We start from the raw sequence: 20,807 nt of genomic DNA, 5'->3' as shown, positions 1-20,807 counted from the left end.
GTATATTTATAGCGTGTATTGTATTGTTGACGTAGAATCGACCGGGGGTGTCAAAGGGGATTCCCGCCTGACCGAGATTGCCATTTTTCGTCATGATGGTTATCAGGTAGTGGATTCATTTCATACGCTGCTCAATCCAGAGTGTTCCATTCCGCCATTTATTCGGCAATTGACGGGCATTACGGAAGAGCTAGTTCAGGACGCCCCTCTTTTTGCTGATGTAGCTGCGCGAGTTGTAGAAATCACGCAGGACGCTGTGTTCGTAGCCCATAACGTTAGTTTCGATTTCAACTTTCTCAAGAAAGAACTCGAATGGGCTGGCTACGATTTCGCCCGACGTACATTGTGTACCGTTCGCACCAGCCGCAAATTAATTCCTGGTTATCCTTCCTATAGCCTGGGTAAGCTGTGTGCGTCGTTAAATATCCCGTTGAATGACCGACATCGGGCGCAGGGCGATGCGGCCGCTACAGTACGTTTGTTCGAATTACTGCTTCAGCGCGACTCATTAGGACTGATTCCGCGATCTGGTTCTATGTTTCCTATGTCGGATCAGAACCATTAAAGGTTGCATTTTTCCGATCGTCGAGTCGTTGAAACGGGAATTTCCCCATTGGGACATCGATTAGAATATACATGCCATCGCCTGGTTTGGTCTGCCACAAGGTTCGGCCTTTAAGAATGGCTACTCGGGATTCAATGCTGCCCAGCCCCAGACCAAGTGACTCCTGGCGGACTTTTTCGTAGTCAAATCCTTGCCCATTGTCGGCATACGTGAGTACCAGACGGTCACTTTGCGCTTGAATTCGAAGCGTAATACGGCTGGCGTTGGCATGCTTTAGCGAGTTATTGACCAGTTCCTGCGTAATTCGATACAGCATCACTTCAGTCGACGGTTTGAACCGGTAATTGAGCGGATCAGTATCATGGACTAGTCCAGCTTCGTTCAGTCCGCTGATATCCAGCCGCATATCAAGAATGCCCGTCGCTTTGATCCGAGTGAAAAGTTCATCAACCGCTGCTACGTAGCCGTGCTGTTCCAGCGTGAGCGGATTCAGTTTACGCAGGAGGTCCCGGACATCACTGATCGTTTCGTTAATCAGGCCGAAAATCGTCGTTCTGAGAGAAGCGATGGTTGGCGTTTCATCCATCTGGCGGGCAAGCTGCGTGGTATACAGCTTAATTGTAGCTAAGCGAGTACCAATTTCATCGTGCAGATCGCGGGCGATTTCCTTTTTTACCTGTTCCTGAATATCATACGCCAAGCGCAAACGTTCAACGTCCTTACGTCGGATAAGACTCTCACGTCGGCGGAGCCAGGCAAAAACGAATAGTCCTATCAACAGCAGTGCCATCAATAGAAAAGAAGGACGCTGCCAAAAGGGATGAGCAATATGGATCGCCAACCGCCGGGTGTGGTTACTCCAACGACCGTCTTTATTCGTGGCCTTAACCTGAAAAACGTAATCGCCAGCAGGTAGGTTAGCGTATCGTACATAAGTACGCTCCCCTGAGAATACCCACCGATCGTCGTAGTTCTTCAGTTGGTACTGGTAGTTATTGTGGCCATTGCTGAAAAAATCGATCGTGGCAAAATCTAGGGCGATGGTGTTCTGACCGGGCTCCAGCTCGACCCGATTGGCTTCGCCTACGTAGTTGCTGGTAAACGGTTCTTCGTTGACACTAAGTGAATTAATATGCACCCTGGGATTGAACAGGCTTGTGTGAAAGTCGGTGGGTCTGAATCGATTGAACCCGTTGACGCCACCAAAATAAAACTCACCCGTCACGGTTTGGTAAAAAGCGTTCCCGTTAAACTCGTAGCCCTGAAGCCCGTCTCGTAAGGCGAAATTTTTGATGGCCAGCGGATCTGGGGTAATGCGTGAAATACCACGATTTGTACTTACCCATATGTGCCCCTGGTTATCTGCTAGCGAACCATAAACGAACGAATTGGCCAGCCCTTGCTGCTCACTAAAGAGTCGAAAGGCATTGGTTCGTTTGTTTAGGGCAACTAATCCCCGATCGCTGGCCAGCCATAGTGTTTGCTTGTCCGGGTCAGGCCGAATGTGCAGAATGGTGTAGCTGCCGTGCAAGCCTGAATGTAGCAGCCTCCAGGGCATATGTAGATTTTGCGGGGGCAGCTGGTAACAATAATAGCCATTGGAATACGTACCAACCCAGAGTTGACGCGTTGATGCTTCGTACCAGAGACTGAACATATTCTGACCAGCCAAAACGGGAGCTTGCGTCCATTTTTGCCGCCTGGTATTCAGTAGAAATAAGCCCTCTTCAGTTGCGCCCAGGAGTGTTGAATCGTTCAGGCTAATCAGATTACGTACGTAATTGTCGGCTACTTCACTACGTTGGGTAGCAAATAGAATAGGCTGAAAGGTCTTGGTTGCGGGTTGAAAAGCCAGCACCCCGCCTGGAGTACCGACCCAGATTCGTTGTTGTGGATCTCGATAAATGCACTTAGCCTGATTATGCATCGGCAAATCGCTTGGCCGCGCTGTCGTTAGGTATCGCTCAACGACCTGGTTCGTTTGGGGATTGACAATATCAATTCCGCTTTCCTGAACGATCCAAAGCCGGTCAGGACGCTCTTCCATGAAGCCCCGGATGGTGTAATGGCTTAACCGCTGATTAGGAGGGAGGCTACTGGCAGACGCTTTTTTTGATCCTCCCAGCAGGAAAATGTCAGGAATAACACGTATCAGGCCATCCGGATCCGTGTTGATCCATACAACGCCCATTTTATCAACATATACTTTGCTGATTTCAAACTCCTTTAGGCGTTGAATTAGGCTAGACACGCTACGAATTGGCGTAATCTGCCCGTTACGTTGGTTAAACAGTAGAACACCGTCTCGTTGAGTACCTAGCCAAAGCTGCCCTTTTGCATCGGATGCAACACTATAAATGGCGCTTAATGACTTATGATCGACGGTAATCGGATGATGTTGTGATGTTTGTGATTTATAATCAAACCGGATCAGACCGTTACCGGTCCCTAACCAAGCTATTTCGTTCTCGTCGATGTAGAAAGAAAATACGGTCTGTGGCGAGCCAAATCGGTTAGCAGGGTGGTCGCTGAAATAATGAGTCAGGCTTTTGTCTTGTAGATTATAACGAATGATCCCTCGGGGAGCGTGCAGCCAGATGTTGCCCTGTTTTGTGCGCACAGTGCCGTTGGGCAGATCGTATTCTTTAGTTAGATGAATGGTGTTATTGAGAACCGTTTTCTGTAAGGTTCTGTGGTTTAGCTGTACCAGCCCTTCTGCGTCACTGAGGTAGAGCAGAATCGTTTTATCGATATAAAAAGGTAGTGCGCGGGCTGAGACGAGTTGATGACTGATAGAAGAAAGATGATCAAACTGATCACGTTGCCGGTTATACCGGTTTAACCCTTCCTCGGTGCCGATCCAAAGATTACCGTCCGGGTCTTCGACAATACCAAGAATGTTAACTCCTCTGATTGAGCCCGCCTGCGCGGTGCCTTGTTCATCGGTAATCGGTCGGTATGATCTAAAGCGGTGTCCATCGTATCGATTCAGGCCGTCCTGTGTGCCAAACCAGAGAAACCCGCGGCTATCGTTATGCATGTAATAGACTGACCCCTGCGCTAGACCGTCGCTAACACCAATATGATCAACTTGATAAGCCGCTTGTGCCGAGCAAGTTAGGGTGAGTAAGCTCAGGTAGCTTAGTAGTAAGTAGCAATGATATGCAGTAAGGAGTCTTAACAAGATGGTGTCATTAAAGCCTTGTAAATGAGGGTAGCATTTAGGAGTTTTCCAACAAGCTTTTATGCATATGAGAAGGGGTTGGGCGAACGGGCTAAAGTGAGGTATCAAGGTAAACGTAAAACTCGTTAATCAGTGGCTAATTTGTCATTCCCGCATCTGGAAACGAACTTAGTAGCCATGCGAAACTTTCTCTCTTTTTGACGATGTATTCTCAACACACGCTTCGCGTATTGCTTATGCTAAGTTCCTCCGTTGCGCTGGGGCAGGCTTCTGAGCCGCTGACCTATCCAAAGGCACGTAAAACCGATCAGGTTGATACCTATCATGGTACAAAAGTAGCTGATCCCTACCGTTGGCTCGAAGATGATCGTTCGGCGGAAACGGCCGGGTGGGTCACGGCCGAAAATAAAGTCACCTTCGGCTATCTGGACAAGATTCCGTATCGGAAACAATTGCAACAGCGGCTGGAAGAGGTGTATAACTATCCTAAATATTCGGCCCCTTTCCGCCGGGGGGAATGGTTCTATTTCTACAAAAATGACGGTCTGCAAAACCAGGCCGTCTTGTACCGACAGAAGGAGCTGGATGGTAAACCCGAAGTGGTGATTGACCCAAACAAACTGTCTACGGATGGAACAACCCGGCTGGGAGCCTTTTCCTTATCGAAAGACGGAAAGCATGCCGTAGTCGGTCTGTCAAAAGGTGGTTCTGACTGGCAGGAATACCAGATTATGGAACTGGCGACGAAAAAATACCTGCCGGAGAAAATCGAATGGGTGAAAGTTTCTGGTGCCGCGTGGCAGGGCAATGGATTCTACTACAGTCGTTACCCGAAGCCGGAAGGAAGTGCTCTGGCTGCGAAAAACGAAAATCACCAAGTCTTTTATCATAAGCTCAACACACCCCAATCGGCGGATCAACTGATTTACGAAGACGCGGCTCATCCGCAACGCTTCCACATTGTCAGCACGACCGATGACGAACGATTCGCTTTGCTGTCGATCAGTGACCGGGGGCAGGGGAAAGATGGCAATGCGTTGCTATTCAAAGATGCACAGGCGTCACAGAAAGGGTTTGAAACCGTGGTCGCTGATATTACTGACTTCAGCTATGGCGTTATCGATAACGACGGCGATCGGCTGTTGATGCTAACAAACGAAAAAGCACCCAATAGTAAAGTTGTTGCCTTTGATACCAAGAAGAAAGCTTTTACGACGTTGATTCCCGAGCGGCCAGAGCCTATCACCGAAGGGGGCGTTAGTGCTGCAGGCGGGAAGCTGTTCGTTGAGTATTCAAAGGACGTAACGTCGCAGATTAATGTATTCAATTACGCCGGTACGCTCGAAAGTAACGTAAAATTGCCAGGCATCGGTACCGCGGGTGGATTCGGGGGAGAGAAAGATGATAAGTTCGTATTTTATACGTTCACGTCGTTTACCTTTCCACCAACTATCTATCAGTACGATCTTGCCAGCCAGAAAAGCACGGTTTTCCGGGCTCCGGAAGTGTCGTTCAACCCCGACGATTACGAAACAAAGCAGGTTTTCTATCCCAGCAAGGACGGCACGAAAATCCCGATGTTTCTGACGTACCGGAAAGGCATCAAACTGGACGGTACCAACCCAACCCTGTTGTACGGCTACGGCGGTTTCAATATTAGCCTGACCCCTGGCTTTAGTCCATTACGAATTCCGTTTCTGGAACAAGGCGGTATTTACGCTCAGGCTAACTTACGCGGTGGTAGCGAATACGGCGAAAAATGGCACGAGCAGGGAATGAAGCTGAAAAAACAGAATGTATTTGACGACTTTATCGCGGCTGCCGAATATCTAATTGCCGAGAAGTACACCTCACCCGCCAAACTGGCGGCTCAGGGGGGATCAAATGGAGGGCTTCTGGTAGGGGCCGTTATCAACCAGCGACCCGACCTGTTCCGGGTAGCCATTCCGCAAGTGGGGGTGATGGATATGCTACGGTTCCACAAATTTACCATTGGCTGGAACTGGATCGCCGACTACGGCAGTAGCGACAATGCCGACGAGTTTAAGGCACTTTATGCGTACTCGCCGGTTCATAACCTGAAAGCAGACGTAAAGTATCCTGCTACGTTAATTACTACAGCTGATCATGATGACCGCGTTGTACCGGCCCACTCGTTCAAGTACGCAGCTACGTTGCAGGAGGTTTATAAAGGAGACAATCCAGTGCTGATTCGAATTGATACCAACTCGGGACATGGCGCCAGTAATACGAAGAAAAACATTGAAACGACTGGTGATATTTATTCATTCATTCTCTGGAACATGAGCGTTAAAAGCCTGAAAGAAGTGGCTAGTAAGTAATAAAAAGGGATAAACAGAAAAGGCTGCCGGACAACCCGTCAGCCTTTTCTGTTTGGTGTAAACGTTTTACAGTTTGAACGTAACCCCCACCTGAAGAGGGGCGATTCCGTACCCGACCTCAGCGAATCCGCCGAGGTTATTTGAGAAGAAATAACGGCCACCCAGGTGTAACGTTACATCAACACCACCGTACGAATACCCGCTCAGATACGTGTCTTTGTACGAAAAGCCACTGTAAACCAGACCCAATCCTCCGTATAAGTCCAACTTCTCGTCGGATAGATTTAGTAGCTCATTGACGTGGTAAGAACCCCGAGCACCAATGCTGTAATATGAACCAATCCCCGAGAACGAACGGAAACTAGCGATACCGCCCACCGTAATGTTTTTGGCAACGCCAGCTTCAAATGAACCCGCCAAGGCGACTGAGCCTCCGCCGTAAACAATGCCACCGTATCCACCCAGGCCAACGCCTAGATTGATGAACTTGGTCCCTTTGTCAACAGCCAGCTGGCCAAAGGATTGGGTGCTGACGAGCAGCGAGAAAACCAATAAAAATGCGTAGTGAATATTTTTCATCTAGTCTCGATGTTTGATATAAAACATGGTACAAAGTAATACACCCTATACACGGGGTACAAACAACACGAAAGACCCTTTATTTATCGGCTAGGAATAAATTCGTTGGTCTTGTAAATGTCTCATCATATTAACTCATTGAATATGAGTTTTTTATAAAACAAGCGACCCACTTCTGACTACTTTATAGTAGTTAGAAGTGGGTCGCTTATTCGTACATATGTTTGAGTAAACGGTAAGAAGCGTGTACCTACCTTAAATCAGCCAGCTAGAAAATGTACTTGTTTTCTGCAATCATCGCATCGGCAATAGTACGACGGGCATCTTTAAGGTTCATGGGTTCAATTTTTGTAAATCGTTTTAAGCCCATCAGCATACCCCGTAGCTCATCACCTTCAGCGAAGGAGGTAATAGCCGCTCTGCCAGCGTTGTTTACTTTTTCAACGGCTTCGTGTAGATAAACCAAGGCTAGTTGTGTCTGAAGTTCGACGGCGCTTTCTCCTTTAATGCCGATCAGTTTTTCGACCCGAAGCAGCACGGACTCAGCCGCGTAAATCTCGATGACCATGTCAGCGATGTTCATTAGGATCTCCTGCTCGTTCGACAAGTTCATCATGAACTTCTGGACCGCTGCACCAGCAACCATAAGGGCTGCTTTTTTCAGGTTGCGCAGCACTTTTTTCTCCGCAATGAATATGCCATCTTCCTCGTCCATGTTGAAGTCAGGAATCGACATAATTTCCTTGGCAACAGCCATGGCGGGCTCCATCAGATTTAGTTCGCCTTTCATAGCCCGTTTGAGGAGCATATCAACGATCAGCATCCGGTTGATCTCGTTCGTCCCTTCGAAAATCCGGTTGATGCGGGCGTCGCGGTAACTTCGGTCCATGGGCGCATCGGCTGAATATCCCATACCGCCGTAAACCTGAACACCTTCATCAACAACGTAATCCAGCGCTTCGGAGCCGTGTACCTTCATGATCGCACACTCAATGGCGAACTGCTCTAGCGCTTTCAGCTTGGCCGACGAATCATCTACGCCCTGACTTTTCAGGTCCTCAATAAGATCGTCGATGTTCTGCCCGGCGCGGTAACTGGCAGTTTCAGATGCGTAAATTTTCACGGCCATCTCAGCCAGCTTGTGCTTGATAGCACCAAATTGTGAGATGGGCGTTTTAAACTGTTTACGCTCGTTCGCGTACCGAATAGCATCATCAACGACCGCCTTTGAGCCCCCAATAGCGGCAACCCCCAATTTGATCCGGCCGATATTCAGGATATTAACCGCGATTTTGAAGCCATTGCCCCGTTCTGACAACATATTCTCAGCTGGCACTTTCACATCGTTGAAGAAAAGCTGCCGCGTGTCAGAGCCTTTGATTCCCATCTTATGCTCTGGCTCGTTCATCGTGATACCCTCAAATGAGCGATCAACAATAAACGCAGTTAAATTTTTGTCCGACTGGCCATTTTCGTCGATGACTTTGGCAAAAACAATGTAAACATCGGCAAACCCCCCGTTGGTAATCCACATCTTCTGACCGTTAAGAACGTAATACGTTCCATCGGCACTCAGTGTCGTTTTCGTCTTACCTGAGTTAGCATCCGATCCAGAATCAGGTTCAGTCAGGCAATAAGCCGCTTTCCACTCGCCGGAAGCCAGTTTCGGGAGGTATTTTGCTTTCTGCTCTTCGTTGCCGTAATAAACGATCGGTAACGTACCAATTCCCGTGTGTGCCGATAAGGCGACTGAGAATGAGTGACCCGCCCCGGTTGCTTCAGCTACCAGCATGGACGTATTGAAGTTCATTCCAAACCCCTCATATTCGGCCGGGACAGAGGTTCCCAGCAGGCCTAACTCACCCGCTTTATCCATTAGCGAGGAGATTAGTTCAGGGGATTTGGCTGTATCGATCTCATCCAGCCGCGGAATAATCTCACGGGCTAGAAATTCGCGGCAGGTAGCCGCGATCATTTGTTGTTCTTCGGTAAATTCTTCGGGTATAAACACCTGAGAAGCTTCAGTTTCTTTGATAAGAAACTCACCGCCTGTAATAGATGCTTTGGGCTCGGTCGCAGTCATAGTTCTTTACTTGTTATGCATGCATACTAATGATTACAAATAAACAATTAAATAAAGTAGTATGCAAGCATAACAATAATATTTAGACCACGCTCAAAAATTGAGTGTTGCAATCGAAAACAAGGGCACGTTTTTACTTACTAGCTAATAAAATCGCGGACTTACGTTAATAATTTACTCATTTAGGGCCAAACAATTACATTTATGAGGAGTGATAGTAAATAGTAGTACTTTTAACTACCGGCCATTGACTAAACTATCCACGATGAGTAAAACAAGCGCATCGATACCGGTGCTTGTACTTTGCCTGTTGCTGCTGTATAGCTGGCGGGCCAAAGGGCAGTCTATCCCTGAGGTACCGCTCGATATTAATTTCGCTGACGTTACGATCCACTTAAATGAGCAGGGACGGTTACAGGTTCAGCAGGAAGTAAGTCGTATATACGCGAATCGAAGTGTGTTACGTCAGGAAATCGAGTCGTTACGTCAGCTTTCCCCTTTGCTACAGCCGCTCCTGTCCAGCCGCCAGTTACCAATCGATTTTCGATACTTGGTCTTACCATTCGCGGGCGATACGTCGGCAGCATATTGGGGGCTAACGCAGAAGCGAGCGCTTAGTATGCGCTTGCGTATCAATGAACGTGTGGATGAACGATACCATCCCATCTTAGCAACCGAATCGGTAACCACTCGCCTGAGTCAACTACGCGTGATTTCGGGAAATTATGTAGCAACGTTATTGAATTACCTGCGGGATACGAACAATCCCAGCCAGGCGCCCACGCGTAATAGTTCCGTTTACTTAGTGCTTGATCCTCAGAGTCCACCACTAGTGTGGAAAGTGCTGGCGAGAAAAATTGCTTTCGAGCGTGAAGAGCCGGTAATGATTCCTGCTGTAACTTACCTGATCTACGAATACCGGACCAGTGGTGACCAGAGTATTCGCTCGATTGCACAACGGCTTCAGTTGGCAGAAGATCGGTTCCAGCCCTTTAACAAATGGTTGAAAGTCAAGCTGGTTCCAGTCGATAAGGATTATCCTGTGCTTGTGCGAGTGACACCCGAGGAATTTCTGATAATCAAGGGGCGGGCTGAGGAACGATGGCAGACCTCATCCGTACGGAAGTCGGATATTGGTTTTCCTACGCTAGTCCGCTTGCCGCAAGAGTCGGTTGGTACCCGCTCTGCCGCCGTTTTTTACGGCATCAATGATCGTTTGGGTGTACAGGCTCAGCCTTGTGATAACGTAATTATGCTGTCCTACTACGGCAAGCTCAAGCCCGAGAAGTTTCTCGAATACAATAGTCTAAGCGATCGTGATGTAATCCGGCCGGGACAGATATACTATCTGGAAAAGAAAGCAAAACGAGCAAAGGTTCCTTTTCATGTCGTACAACGTAACGAAACGTTGCGGGATATATCCGATATCTACGGCGTTCAGCTGGAGTCGCTACTAAGTTTTAATGATATTGCTCCTACGCAACGGGTACAGGCCGGTCGAATTATCTGGATGCAGAAGAAACGGCCTCGTAATCGCCCGGTTGAGTACCAGAAGTTACCCACTGAGATTCCACCGGTTAATTATGAATCGGCTCCTATTTTATCAGATACGGTCATACAGGCTCCACCGCCCGTAGTTGCCGAGCAAAAGCCATCGGCCGATTCGGTAAAAGTGCACATAACAAAGCCAGTTGATGATGTTGCCGTAATTGTAACAAAGCCGACCGCTACGCCACCTGTATCGCCTGATAACACAAAAGTGATTGATAATACGCTAAAGCTGCACATCGTCACGCCGGGGCAAACCCTATCCGGCTTAGCTAAGCAGTATGGCGTTACGTTGGCTCAGCTCAGCAAATGGAATAATTTGTCAATAAGCGTACCTATCGAAGTTGGTCAGGAGCTGGTTGTTGGTATGGTAGAAAAGCCGGTTGTAAAACCTGTCGTTAAACCGAAGCCAACGAAACCTGCTCCTGCACTGTCGACCACTAATGACGGCTGGGATAAGCCTACGCCTAGTTCGTTACCAACAGCACGTTACCACGTCGTAAAACCGGGACAAACTGTTTACCGCGTCGCCCTGATCAATAAAATCAGTGTGGAAGACGTAATGCGCTGGAATAATTTAAAAAACTACACACTTTCGGTTGGACAAAAACTGCTGGTAAGCGCTCCGCAAAAATAAGGTACTCTCAAACAACAAAAGCCCGACAAGTCGGGCTTTTGTTGTTTGAGAGGAGGAGACAGGATTAGTTTAGCCGCTCGAAGATCCCGGCAACTCCCTGGCCACCGCCCACGCAGGCCGAAACCATACCGTATTTCTGATCACGTCGGCGCATTTCGTTTAAGAGCTGTACGGATAAGCGAGCACCAGTTGACCCCAATGCGTGACCAAGAGCAATGGCGCCACCATTTGGATTGATAATAGTTTTATTGAGCCCTAATTCCTGGATAACGGCGAGTGATTGGGCGGCAAACGCTTCGTTCAATTCAATCTGGTCAAGGTCATCTTGTTTTAAACCCGCTTTTTTCAGCGCGAGTGGAATAGCTGCTACTGGACCAATTCCCATAATACGGGGCTCTACGCCAGCTGTGGCGTACGACACCATCCGGGCGATAGGTTTTAGATTTAGTTCGTTAACCAGCCGTTCGGACATAACCAGCACAAAAGCTGCACCATCAGAGGTTTGTGACGAGTTTCCGGCAGTCACAGATCCTTCAGCGGCAAATACTGGTTTTAGCCTAGCGAGTCCTTCAGCACTAGTATCTTTGCGAGGTCCTTCATCCTGATTAACCGTCCAGGTGCGGGTTTTCTTCTTTCCACTTTCCGTATCGAAATAGGTCTCGCTGACGTTAATCGGTACAATCTCCTCCGCGAATTTACCTTCCTGTTGTGCCGCTAGTGCTTTCTGGTGCGACTCAAAAGCAAACTCGTCCTGCGCATCCCGGCTAATGTTGAACTGCTGGGCCACCTGTTCGGCGGTTAAGCCCATGCCGATGTAATAGTCGGGGTTCGTTTTCGCAATCTCGTAGTTCAGAGCCGTTTTCCAGCCCATTACGGGAACAAGTGACATTGATTCGGTGCCACCAGCAATAATGCAATCGGCTAAACCAGCGTGAATTTTAGCGGAAGCAATGGCAATGGCTTCCAGACCGGAGCCGCAATATCGGTTGATGGTCATCCCCGGTACGCTTTGAGGCAGCGATAACAGCGCGATGTAACGGGCAATCTGCATGCCCTGTTCCGCTTCAGGTACAGCGTTACCTACGATCAAATCCTCGACCCGGGCAGGGTCAAAACCTGGGACCTGTGCCATAAGGTGTTTGATTACCTCGGCAGCCATGTCATCAGGACGGGTAAAACGAAGGCCTCCGCGTGGTGCTTTTCCCACCGCAGTACGGTATCCGGCAACAATATATGCGTCCATAATTGATTGGTAAGAGTTGCTTTTACAGTATTACCACTGCAATAACTGAGTTTGTTTTGGAATAATTACACAAGATAATTAGAAATAGTATGCGTGCATACTATTGTTGAAAAATACTGGCTGAAATCCATATCGACTATAATGCAAGAAGCCGCTATGAAGCGGCTTCTTGCATAAACAGAACCATAAGTCTATTAAAAATGGCGGTCGCCTGCCTCGCGTTTACCAAGCATAACGGCACCGACCATAGCAATCAGAAACAGAACCGAGATAAGCTCAAAAGGAAGAATGTAATCGCTGTAAAGCAGCTGGCCCAAGTTCTCGACCAGGCCCGTCTTGTTGCTAAAATTCGTTTGGCTGTAAACCGGAACCTTAGCACTCTGAGCCCGGAAGATAGTAATCAACATGACCATCAAAAGACCTCCAGCCACTACGGCGATAATCTTGGTCAGATTTGTTTTTGAATCCTCATCTTCCTTACGCAGGTTCAGAAACATAATGGTGAAGAGAAATAAAACCATGATTGCACCGGCGTAGACGATAATGTTCACCGCGGCTAGAAACTGCGCGTTCAGCAAGACATAGTGGCCAGACAAGCAGAAAAACGTAGCAATTAGTGAGAGAACACTGTAAATGGGATTTCGAGCCGTTACGACGCCTATCGCACAGACAAGCGTAATTGCCGTCAGGGCAAGGAACATATACCCCGTGGCGTTCAGTGATTTCAGGAAGGTAAAAAATTCAGTCATCGTTTTCGTGAAATAGCGCAGCAAAAATGGCTGCGCATCGCCAGCTTAGGTTGTCGATGCGCAGTACATGATGTCAAATGCTAGGTTGTCGAGCGGGTGAGACTTGGCTCGGTTGGCGTTGCTTGTACTTCCGAGTTTGCTATCCGGACGTAACGATCGTCCATCTTTTCGACCAGTCTGTCTTTACCGTAGACAACCTCGTCACGCTCCATGAAAACAGGCACCATACGGTCGTGGCGGAGGTAGACGGCCTGTTTTGGGCAAGCTTCTTCACAAAGACCACAGAAGATACAACGCAGCATGTTGATTTCGTAAACAGCTGCGTATTTCTCTTCACGGTAGAGCGTTTCTTCGCCTTTTTTACGTTCAGCAGCTACCATTGAAATAGCCTCAGCTGGACATGCCACAGCGCAAAGTCCGCAGGCCGTACAACGCTCACGGCCTTGTTCATCACGCTTTAATACGTGGTGACCACGGTAAACCGGACCCAGATACCGTTTTACTTCCGGGTACTGAATCGTTGGTTTCTTCCGGAAAAAGTGTTTTATCGTAATGGCCAGCCCCTGCGCAACGGCGGGAAGATACATCTTCTCCGCCAGCGTCATTTCTTTGTTGCTGACCTGTTTTGACCGATTTGTTAGAGACATAGTTGTCAAGGCGTTTGGTCTGACGAACGCTAAATCTCGTCAGACATCTGGCTAGGACTGTTGAGGGACCATTTGCCGTTTTGGGGCGCGAGCTGTCGACATAACCGCCAGTACCACCATAACTACTACAATTAACCAGCTTGCGTACGGAAAATTGAAAAGCAGACCGCTTCCCGTAACGATAATATTCAGGATCGACAGCGGAATTAGCATTTTCCATCCCAGATTCATCAACTGATCGTAGCGGAAACGTGGAATTGTCCAGCGTACCCACATGAAGAAGAAGATGAAAAAGAAAATCTTACCGAAGAAAAGCAGGGTACCAATGGCCGTCGCTACGTTGTGCCCCGCAACGGCGCCGAGTGAGTTCGTTAGCGCGTTGCTCACTTCATTCATGAATGGGTAATGGAAGCCCCCAAAATACAGCGCTGAAATAAAGGCCGACGAAACGAACATATTGGTGTATTCTGAGAACAGATACAACCCCAATTTCATCGAACTATATTCAGTGTGGTAGCCACCAACCAGCTCCGTCTCACACTCGGGTAAGTCGAATGGTGTCCGGTTACACTCCGCGAAGGCACAGGTTAGGAAGATAATGAACCCCAGTGGTTGCGTAAAGATGTTCCACTCGAAGAACGTAGCTTGCTGGTCGACAATCGCCCGAACGGACAACGAACCCGTCATCATCAAAATGGCAATCATCGAAAGGCCAAGGGCTATTTCGTAGCTGATATTCTGCGACGCAGCCCGGATAGCGCCCAACAAAGAAAATTTGTTGTTGGATGCCCATCCGCCAACCATAATGCCATACACACCCAGCGATACGACACCGAAGATATACAGAACACCAATGTTGATCTCAATGGCCTGTAGGGGGATGGTATAGTCACCAAATTTGATGCTATCGCCGAATGGGATGACCGCGCTCGACATCAATGCCGTTAGCATGGCCAGCGATGGACCCATAATGAACAGCCATTTGTTGGCCTGCGAAGGGATAAAGTCCTCTTTGAAGAACATCTTACCCGCATCGGCGATGGGTTGCAACAAGCCCCAGGGGCCCGCCCGGTTTGGCCCCAATCGATCCTGCAGGAAGCCTGCAACCTTACGCTCGGCGTAAGTCGAGTAGGTGGCAATCAGAAGCGTTATCCCAAAGATGGCCAGGATAATGACTCCTTTTACTAGTAATACGGTTAAATCCATGATATACTGGCTCGTTAACTAAGCAATCAATACGTTCTACTTAATAGATTCAGGGCTCGGGCTCCATAGCCGATGGTAGAACCTTGGCGAACCGCTCGGGCGGCAGCTGCTGAATACCTAGCTGGGAGGTGTCGCGCTCATCGTGAATGGGTTTGTATTCGGCAGCTGCCAGCCGTTGACCGAATGACGGTTTGATCGCGTCGGCCCGGTACTTGTTTGCTGAAATGACCGAGCTGCGGGCAATTTTGGTTGGCCCCTCAATCGTCCAGTCGCTCGTTTTCTTGGTTTCGAACCGGCAGGTATTGCAAATAAACTCCGTTACTTCATTCCACTCGTTCTTACGAGCCGTCACCCGAATAACGTCTTCGCCACGATACCAGAGCGTAACCTTGCCGGAACAAGTTGGGCAATCGCGGTGAGCATCGACCGGTTTCGAGAACCATACCCGGTTTTTAAACCGGTACGTTTTGTCCGTCAGTGCACCAACGGGGCAGACGTCGATGACGTTACCTGAGAAATCATTGTCGATGGCTTTCTCGATGTACGTACTAATCTCGGAAGCATCGCCCCTGCCTAGAACACCATGTACGCGTTTCTCTGTAATCTGATCCGCCGTGTAAACGCAACGGTAGCAAAGAATACAGCGGGTCATGTGCAACTGAATGTACGGCCCGATGTCTTTTTTCTCGAACGTGCGTCGATCTTCTTCATAACGCGTTGTCACCTTACCGTGATCGAAGGCAAAGTTTTGCAGATCGCACTCACCCGCCTGGTCGCAGACAGGGCAGTCGAGCGGATGATTTAAAAGCAGGAATTCCACAATACCGTTGCGGGCGTCGACCACCTGTGGGTTCGTCGTATTCTCGACAATCATACCGTCCTGAACGGCAGTTAAGCAGGAAGCTACTAGCTTCGGCATTGGCCGCGGATCTTTTGCCGACCCAGCGGCTACCCGGACCAAGCAAGCCCGGCATTTACCACCACTACCTTTCAGCGGCTGATAGTAACACATGGCCGGTGGAGCAACCTCAGGACCGATTTTTCGGGCCGCCTGCAGAATGGTCGTTCCCGGCTCAACTTCGACCTCGATCCCGTCAATGGTAACTTTTACTAACTGTGGCTTAATATCTTCCATATGTATAGAACGGCTATCAACCGTTTAACAAATCAATTAATTTTCGAGGACGCTAGCTTAAACAAGCGCCATCTCGCCCCGGTAAACAGCACCGGGCTGGGTTGCTTCCTGAGGATTCGTAATGTGCCACTCAAATTCGTCGCGGAAGTGACGGATCGCACTGGCAACTGGCCAGGCCGCAGCATCACCTAACGGGCAGATGGTATTCCCCTCAATCCGGCGCGCTACGTCAACCAGCAAGTCGATATCTTGTTGATGGCCGTGGCCGTACTCAATCCGGTGTAATACTTTCTCCATCCAGCCGGTTCCTTCGCGGCAGGGGCTACATTGTCCGCACGACTCGTGGTGATAGAAGCGCGAGAAATTCCAGGTATTACGTACGATACAGGCGGTTTCGTCAAAAACAATGAATCCTCCAGAGCCAAGCATCGTTCCTGTCTTGAACCCACCTTCGGACAGCGATTCGTACGACATCAGTCGCTTATCGCCATTTTCTAGCGTGAGCGCTAGGTTGGCAGGAAGAATAGGGACGGATGAGCCACCCGCTACCAAGGCTTTGAACTTATGCCCCGGCCGGATGCCCTGGCACCATTCGTCGGCGTAAATGAAATCTTCGACTGGAACGCCCAGCTCGATCTCGTAAACGCCAGGACGCTTGAGGTGGCCTGACGCCGAAATCAACTTGGTGCCGGTACTACGTCCGATCCCGATCCCCGCATAGGCATCACCACCATTGTTCACAATCCAGGCCGTAGTGGCAATTGACTCGACGTTATTGACAACGGTTGGACTTTGGTAGAGACCCTTTACTGCCGGGAAAGGAGGTTTGTTACGTGGGTTACCCCGTTTACCTTCCAGCGATTCGAGCAAAGCAGTTTCTTCACCACAGATGTAGGCGCCACCACCCGGCTGAACAATCAGCTCCAGATCGTAGCCGGTACCCAGAATGTTTTTTCCCAGAAAACCCTTTGCAGTTGCTTCGGCAATGGCTTTTTCCAGAATATGGATCACGTACATCAACTCACCACGAACGTAGATGAATGACTTGTTGGCACCTAGTGCGTACGACGAAACGATCATTCCCTCAATCAACAGGTGAGGGAGATTTTTCATCAGGTAATGATCTTTGAACGTGCCTGGCTCTGACTCATCGGCATTGCAGACGAGGTAGCGGGGTACACCTTCTGGTTTAGCCAGAAAGCTCCATTTCATACCCATCGGGAAGCCAGCTCCACCGCGACCCCGAACGCCTGCCTTCTTTACTTCTTCAACAATTTCATCGGGCGTCATGGTTTTCAACGCCTTTTCAACAGCGGTATAACCGCCCTGCTTCCGGTAGACATCGAATGTCTCGATACCGGGAACGTTGATATGTTCGGTTAAGATTTTGGTAGCCATGGCGGATTATTTTGACAGCTCGTCGATGATTTCGTCCACCCGCTCGTTGGTCAGGTGCATGTAGTATTTTTCCCGGATCTGGAACACAGGGCCCATGCCGCAAGCAGCCAGGCACTCAACTTCTTTCAGGGTAAACTGACCATCCACCGTTGTCTGACCAGTTTCGATGCCAAGCCGCTGTTTCAGGTGAGCCAATACGTCTTCGCCACCCATCAGGCAGCAAGGGCCTGTCCGGCAATATTCGATAACGTGTTTGCCGACTGGGTCAAGATGATACATGGTGTAGAATGTAGCTACCTCATATACCTCGATTGGTTGAATATACAGCATTCGGGCAACGTAGTCCATCCCTTCCGGGCTGGTCCAGCCTTCCTGTTCCTGTAGTAGGTGCAGTAGGGGGAGTAATGCTGATTTTTGCCGACCCTCCGGATAACGAGCAATAATTTCCTGTGCTTTCGTCAGTCGGTCCGGCGTAAACTGTACGGGGGGATTTGTTTCAGTAGTCATAATGGTTCGGCCGAGTTACGCGTCGAGCTCTCCCGCAATTACGTTCATGCTACTCATAATAACGATGGCGTCGGATAGGGTTAGGCCCTTACACATTTCTGGATAAGCCTGGTAGTAAATGAAGCAGGGACGACGAAAATGCAGCCGGTAAGGCGCACGACCACCGTCACTAATCAAGTAAAAGCCTAGTTCGCCGTTGCCGCCTTCTACCGCATGATACACTTCACCAACGGGAGCATCGATCTCGCCCATCACAATCTTGAAGTGATAGATCAGCGCTTCCATGTTTTTGTATACTTCCTGCTTAGGCGGGAGATAGTACTGTGGCGCGTCGGCGTAGTACGGACCTTCTGGCAGGTTATCCATGGCCTGCTGAATGATACGCATGCTTTGCCACATCTCTTCGTTACGTACCATGAACCGGTCGTATGTGTCGCCACTTTGCCCAACAGGAATGTCGAACTCAAAGTCCTGGTACGAGGAATATGGATTCATAACCCGGACGTCGTAATCAACGCCCGCTGCCCGCAAGTTAGGACCGGTAAATCCGTAGCTCAACGCGCGTTCTGCCGAGATCCCACCAACGTTGACAACGCGGTCCATGAAGATCCGGTTGCGGTTGAATAGGTTTTCAAACTCACGGAGTACTTTGGGAAAACGAGCCAGGAATTCTTTGATTTTACGAATAGCGGTAGGCGAGAGGTCGCGCTCCATGCCGCCAATACGACCCATATTGGTCGTCAGACGGGCACCGCACATTTCTTCGTAGATCTCGTAGATGAACTCGCGTTCCTGATAGATGTAAAGAAAACCAGTGAATGCGCCCGTATCTACGCCTAGGATACCATTACAAATAATGTGGTCAGCAATACGGGCCAACTCCATCATGATAACCCGGATGTACTGAGCCCGCTTTGGAATGTCGATGCCTAGCAGCTTCTCGACCGTCATGTGCCAACCCATGTTATTGATGGGCGACGAACAGTAGTTCATCCGGTCAGTAAGGGTCGTAATCTGGTAGAAGGGCCGCCGTTCGGCAATTTTTTCGAAGGCGCGGTGAATGTATCCGATCGTCTGTTCGCTCGAAACGATTTTTTCGCCATCCATTTGCAGGATGTTCTGAAAAATACCGTGCGTCGCAGGGTGCGTCGGCCCCAGGTTCAGGGTTGTCAGTTCGTTAACGTACTGAACACCCGTATCATCGTTCCTGGCAGGAACGTTTTTATTAGCTATGTCGAGTTCTTCGGAGACCATGAGTAAAGGGTAAATGAATGAAAGAGGAAAAGAGTGAAAGTAGTTACGCTCATTCACCCTTTTGCTCGTTCACCATTGGTTATCGTCCAAACAGAGCATCAATTTTGTCTTCCCGGGTAGCATCCTCTAAAGGATACTGTTTCAACATGGGGTGATAATCCATCTCCTCCATATTGAGAATACGACGCAGATCAGGGTGACCGTCGAACATAATACCGAAAAGATCGAAAGTTTCCCGTTCCATCCAGTTGGCTCCTGCGTAGAGCGGAGTAATCGTTGGAATATGAACGTCTTCGTTGGAAAGATATACTTTGATACGAAGGCGGAAGTTGTTGACCAGACTATGCAGGTGATAGACTACACAAAACTCCTTGCCCACGGTATCAGGATAGTGAATCGCCGTAACATCGGTCAAAAAGCTCACCTGAAGCGTTTTATGGTCCTTTAGATACGTAACAAGAGAAACAAGCTGGTCGCGATCTGCCGTAAATGTCAGCAGATCGTATGGATCGTCGAAATCACTAACCGATTGACCGAATTGTTGAATAAGTGTCTGCGCAACTTCTTCGTTGGTCAGCATTGCGTAACTAGTGGATAAATGAACGAAAAAGATGAAACCGAAGCCATACTTACTGGATGTTATACGAGTTCAATAGCTTCTGGTATTCTTCGGTATTACGTCGACGTAATGATTCGTTTTTAGCTAACTCCTGAATCTGCATGACGCCATCCAGAATCTGCTCCGGACGAGGAGGGCAGCCCGGTACGTAAACGTCAACCGGTATGATGCGGTCAATACCCTGTAACACGCTGTACGTATCAAAGATACCACCACTAGAGGCACAAGCGCCAATGGCCATAACCCACCGTGGTTCTGCCATCTGCAGATAGACCTGCTTGACAATAGGTCCCATCTTTTTGGCAATTGTACCCGCAACTAACAGCATATCTGCCTGACGAGGGGAAAAGCTGGGCCGCTCTGAGCCAAATCGGGCTAGATCGTAAGTCGAACTCATTGTAGACATGAATTCGATACCACAGCAGGAAGTTGCAAAAGGAAGTGGCCAGAGCGAGTTAGCCCGCGCCAGACCAATCAATTTATCGAACGAAGTTGCCTGGAAACCTGCGCCATTGTAGCTCTCAGGGCCCTCAACCATTTTAATATCAGATGCCATAAAAAATGATGATATTATCCAATAAAGTAACGGAATAACTTCCTTTATAATTCAGTTACTCCCACTTCAGGACTCCTTTGCGGATAACATAGTAGAAACCTGCCAGCAGCAGTCCCATAAACAAAATCATTTCGACGAAACCTGTCATACCTAGTCCTTTGAAGTTGACAGCCCAGGGATACAAAAAGATCACTTCAACGTCGAAGAGAACGAAAAGAATAGCGATCAAGAAGTACTTGATCGAGATGGGCGTGCGCGCGTCGCCCTGAACTGGAATACCGCATTCAAACGGATCATCCTTCTTCTGACTGTTACGCTTTGGCCCAATCATGTGGGTAACAATCATCGTTGTAACGATGAATCCCAGTGCTAAACCAAGTTGAATAAGGACCGGTAAATAGTCAGCCGGTAAGTAGGTTGTATTCATACCAAACAAAGACTGAAAAAGGGGCTAAACGTTGTAAAAAAGGGCTTTAATTAGCTATAAATAGCACTAATTTACGACTACCTCAAAGATACAATTAATGCTTTGCATCACAATATTGGCCAGTTTCT

The 20,807-nt window shown here is 48.7% G+C and carries 17 protein-coding genes; 3 read left to right on the top strand and 14 right to left on the bottom strand.

Annotated elements, in window-relative coordinates:
- Positions 1-13 precede the first annotated feature (13 nt).
- The gene (locus ACYVAD_RS14940; protein WP_461140397.1) at positions 14-565 is read left to right on the top strand and encodes a 3'-5' exonuclease; all 552 of its coding nucleotides are present in this window, start codon (positions 14-16) and stop codon (positions 563-565) included.
- Here ACYVAD_RS14940 and ACYVAD_RS14935 read toward each other — a convergent pair.
- A complete protein-coding gene (locus ACYVAD_RS14935; protein WP_461140307.1) occupies positions 543-3,749 on the bottom strand; it encodes a sensor histidine kinase in 3,207 nt (1,068 codons plus the stop codon). The two genes, ACYVAD_RS14940 and ACYVAD_RS14935, sit on opposite strands and share 23 nt — an antisense overlap.
- Before the next feature lie 203 nt (positions 3,750-3,952).
- On the opposite strand from ACYVAD_RS14935, the gene ACYVAD_RS14930 reads away from it, so the two are divergent.
- A complete protein-coding gene (locus tag ACYVAD_RS14930; RefSeq protein ID WP_461140306.1) occupies positions 3,953-6,091 on the top strand; it encodes a prolyl oligopeptidase family serine peptidase in 2,139 nt (712 codons plus the stop codon).
- A gap of 66 nt (positions 6,092-6,157) precedes the next feature.
- Here ACYVAD_RS14930 and ACYVAD_RS14925 read toward each other — a convergent pair whose 3' ends face one another.
- Both ACYVAD_RS14925 and ACYVAD_RS14920 read right to left on the bottom strand, forming a co-directional pair.
- Complete coding sequence (locus ACYVAD_RS14925; RefSeq protein WP_461140305.1) at positions 6,158-6,670, bottom strand: hypothetical protein; 513 nt, start codon at positions 6,668-6,670, stop codon at positions 6,158-6,160.
- 268 nt (positions 6,671-6,938) lie between these two features.
- The gene (locus ACYVAD_RS14920) at positions 6,939-8,753 is read right to left on the bottom strand and encodes an acyl-CoA dehydrogenase family protein (protein ID WP_461140304.1); all 1,815 of its coding nucleotides are present in this window, start codon (positions 8,751-8,753) and stop codon (positions 6,939-6,941) included.
- 265 nt (positions 8,754-9,018) lie between these two features.
- Here ACYVAD_RS14920 and ACYVAD_RS14915 point away from each other — a divergent pair, with 265 nt between their 5' ends.
- Positions 9,019-10,938 (top strand): LysM peptidoglycan-binding domain-containing protein, encoded by a 1,920-nt coding sequence (locus tag ACYVAD_RS14915; protein WP_461140303.1) that lies wholly within the window; start codon positions 9,019-9,021, stop codon positions 10,936-10,938.
- 64 nt (positions 10,939-11,002) lie between these two features.
- On the opposite strand, the gene ACYVAD_RS14910 is transcribed toward ACYVAD_RS14915, so the two are convergent.
- The 11 genes from ACYVAD_RS14910 to ACYVAD_RS14860 form a co-directional block, all read right to left on the bottom strand.
- Complete coding sequence (locus tag ACYVAD_RS14910) at positions 11,003-12,181, bottom strand: acetyl-CoA C-acyltransferase (RefSeq protein WP_461140302.1); 1,179 nt, start codon at positions 12,179-12,181, stop codon at positions 11,003-11,005.
- A 194-nt stretch (positions 12,182-12,375) separates the two neighbouring features.
- Positions 12,376-12,930 (bottom strand): NADH-quinone oxidoreductase subunit J family protein, encoded by a 555-nt coding sequence (locus ACYVAD_RS14905; RefSeq protein ID WP_461140301.1) that lies wholly within the window; start codon positions 12,928-12,930, stop codon positions 12,376-12,378.
- A gap of 80 nt (positions 12,931-13,010) precedes the next feature.
- Complete coding sequence (locus ACYVAD_RS14900; RefSeq protein WP_461140300.1) at positions 13,011-13,577, bottom strand: NuoI/complex I 23 kDa subunit family protein; 567 nt, start codon at positions 13,575-13,577, stop codon at positions 13,011-13,013.
- A gap of 51 nt (positions 13,578-13,628) precedes the next feature.
- Positions 13,629-14,783 carry an NADH-quinone oxidoreductase subunit NuoH gene (gene nuoH, locus ACYVAD_RS14895; RefSeq protein WP_461140299.1) on the bottom strand — a complete coding sequence of 385 codons (1,155 nt, stop codon included), beginning with the start codon at positions 14,781-14,783 and terminating at the stop codon, positions 13,629-13,631.
- 49 nt (positions 14,784-14,832) lie between these two features.
- Positions 14,833-15,918 (bottom strand): NADH-quinone oxidoreductase subunit G, encoded by a 1,086-nt coding sequence (locus tag ACYVAD_RS14890; protein WP_461140298.1) that lies wholly within the window; start codon positions 15,916-15,918, stop codon positions 14,833-14,835.
- A 57-nt stretch (positions 15,919-15,975) separates the two neighbouring features.
- Positions 15,976-17,316: an NADH-quinone oxidoreductase subunit NuoF gene (nuoF, locus tag ACYVAD_RS14885; protein ID WP_461140297.1), complete on the bottom strand. Its 1,341-nt coding sequence runs from the start codon at positions 17,314-17,316 to the stop codon at positions 15,976-15,978.
- A gap of 6 nt (positions 17,317-17,322) precedes the next feature.
- Complete coding sequence (gene nuoE, locus ACYVAD_RS14880; RefSeq protein ID WP_461140296.1) at positions 17,323-17,823, bottom strand: NADH-quinone oxidoreductase subunit NuoE; 501 nt, start codon at positions 17,821-17,823, stop codon at positions 17,323-17,325.
- Positions 17,824-17,838: 15 nt separating this feature from the next.
- Positions 17,839-19,077, bottom strand: coding sequence for an NADH dehydrogenase (quinone) subunit D (gene nuoD / locus ACYVAD_RS14875; protein ID WP_461140295.1), 1,239 nt, complete (start codon positions 19,075-19,077; stop codon positions 17,839-17,841).
- Between the two features lie 79 nt (positions 19,078-19,156).
- Complete coding sequence (locus ACYVAD_RS14870) at positions 19,157-19,657, bottom strand: NADH-quinone oxidoreductase subunit C (protein ID WP_461140294.1); 501 nt, start codon at positions 19,655-19,657, stop codon at positions 19,157-19,159.
- Between the two features lie 49 nt (positions 19,658-19,706).
- Entirely contained in the window at positions 19,707-20,252 is a 546-nt protein-coding gene (locus tag ACYVAD_RS14865) for an NADH-quinone oxidoreductase subunit B (RefSeq protein WP_461140293.1), read from the bottom strand.
- Between the two features lie 55 nt (positions 20,253-20,307).
- Positions 20,308-20,679, bottom strand: coding sequence for an NADH-quinone oxidoreductase subunit A (locus tag ACYVAD_RS14860; protein ID WP_461140292.1), 372 nt, complete (start codon positions 20,677-20,679; stop codon positions 20,308-20,310).
- Positions 20,680-20,807 lie beyond the last annotated feature (128 nt).

The sequence above is a fragment of the Spirosoma pomorum genome (genome assembly GCF_054776615.1).
Note: the sequence above shows the minus strand (reverse complement) of the source record. Positions and strands in the feature narration are given on the sequence as shown.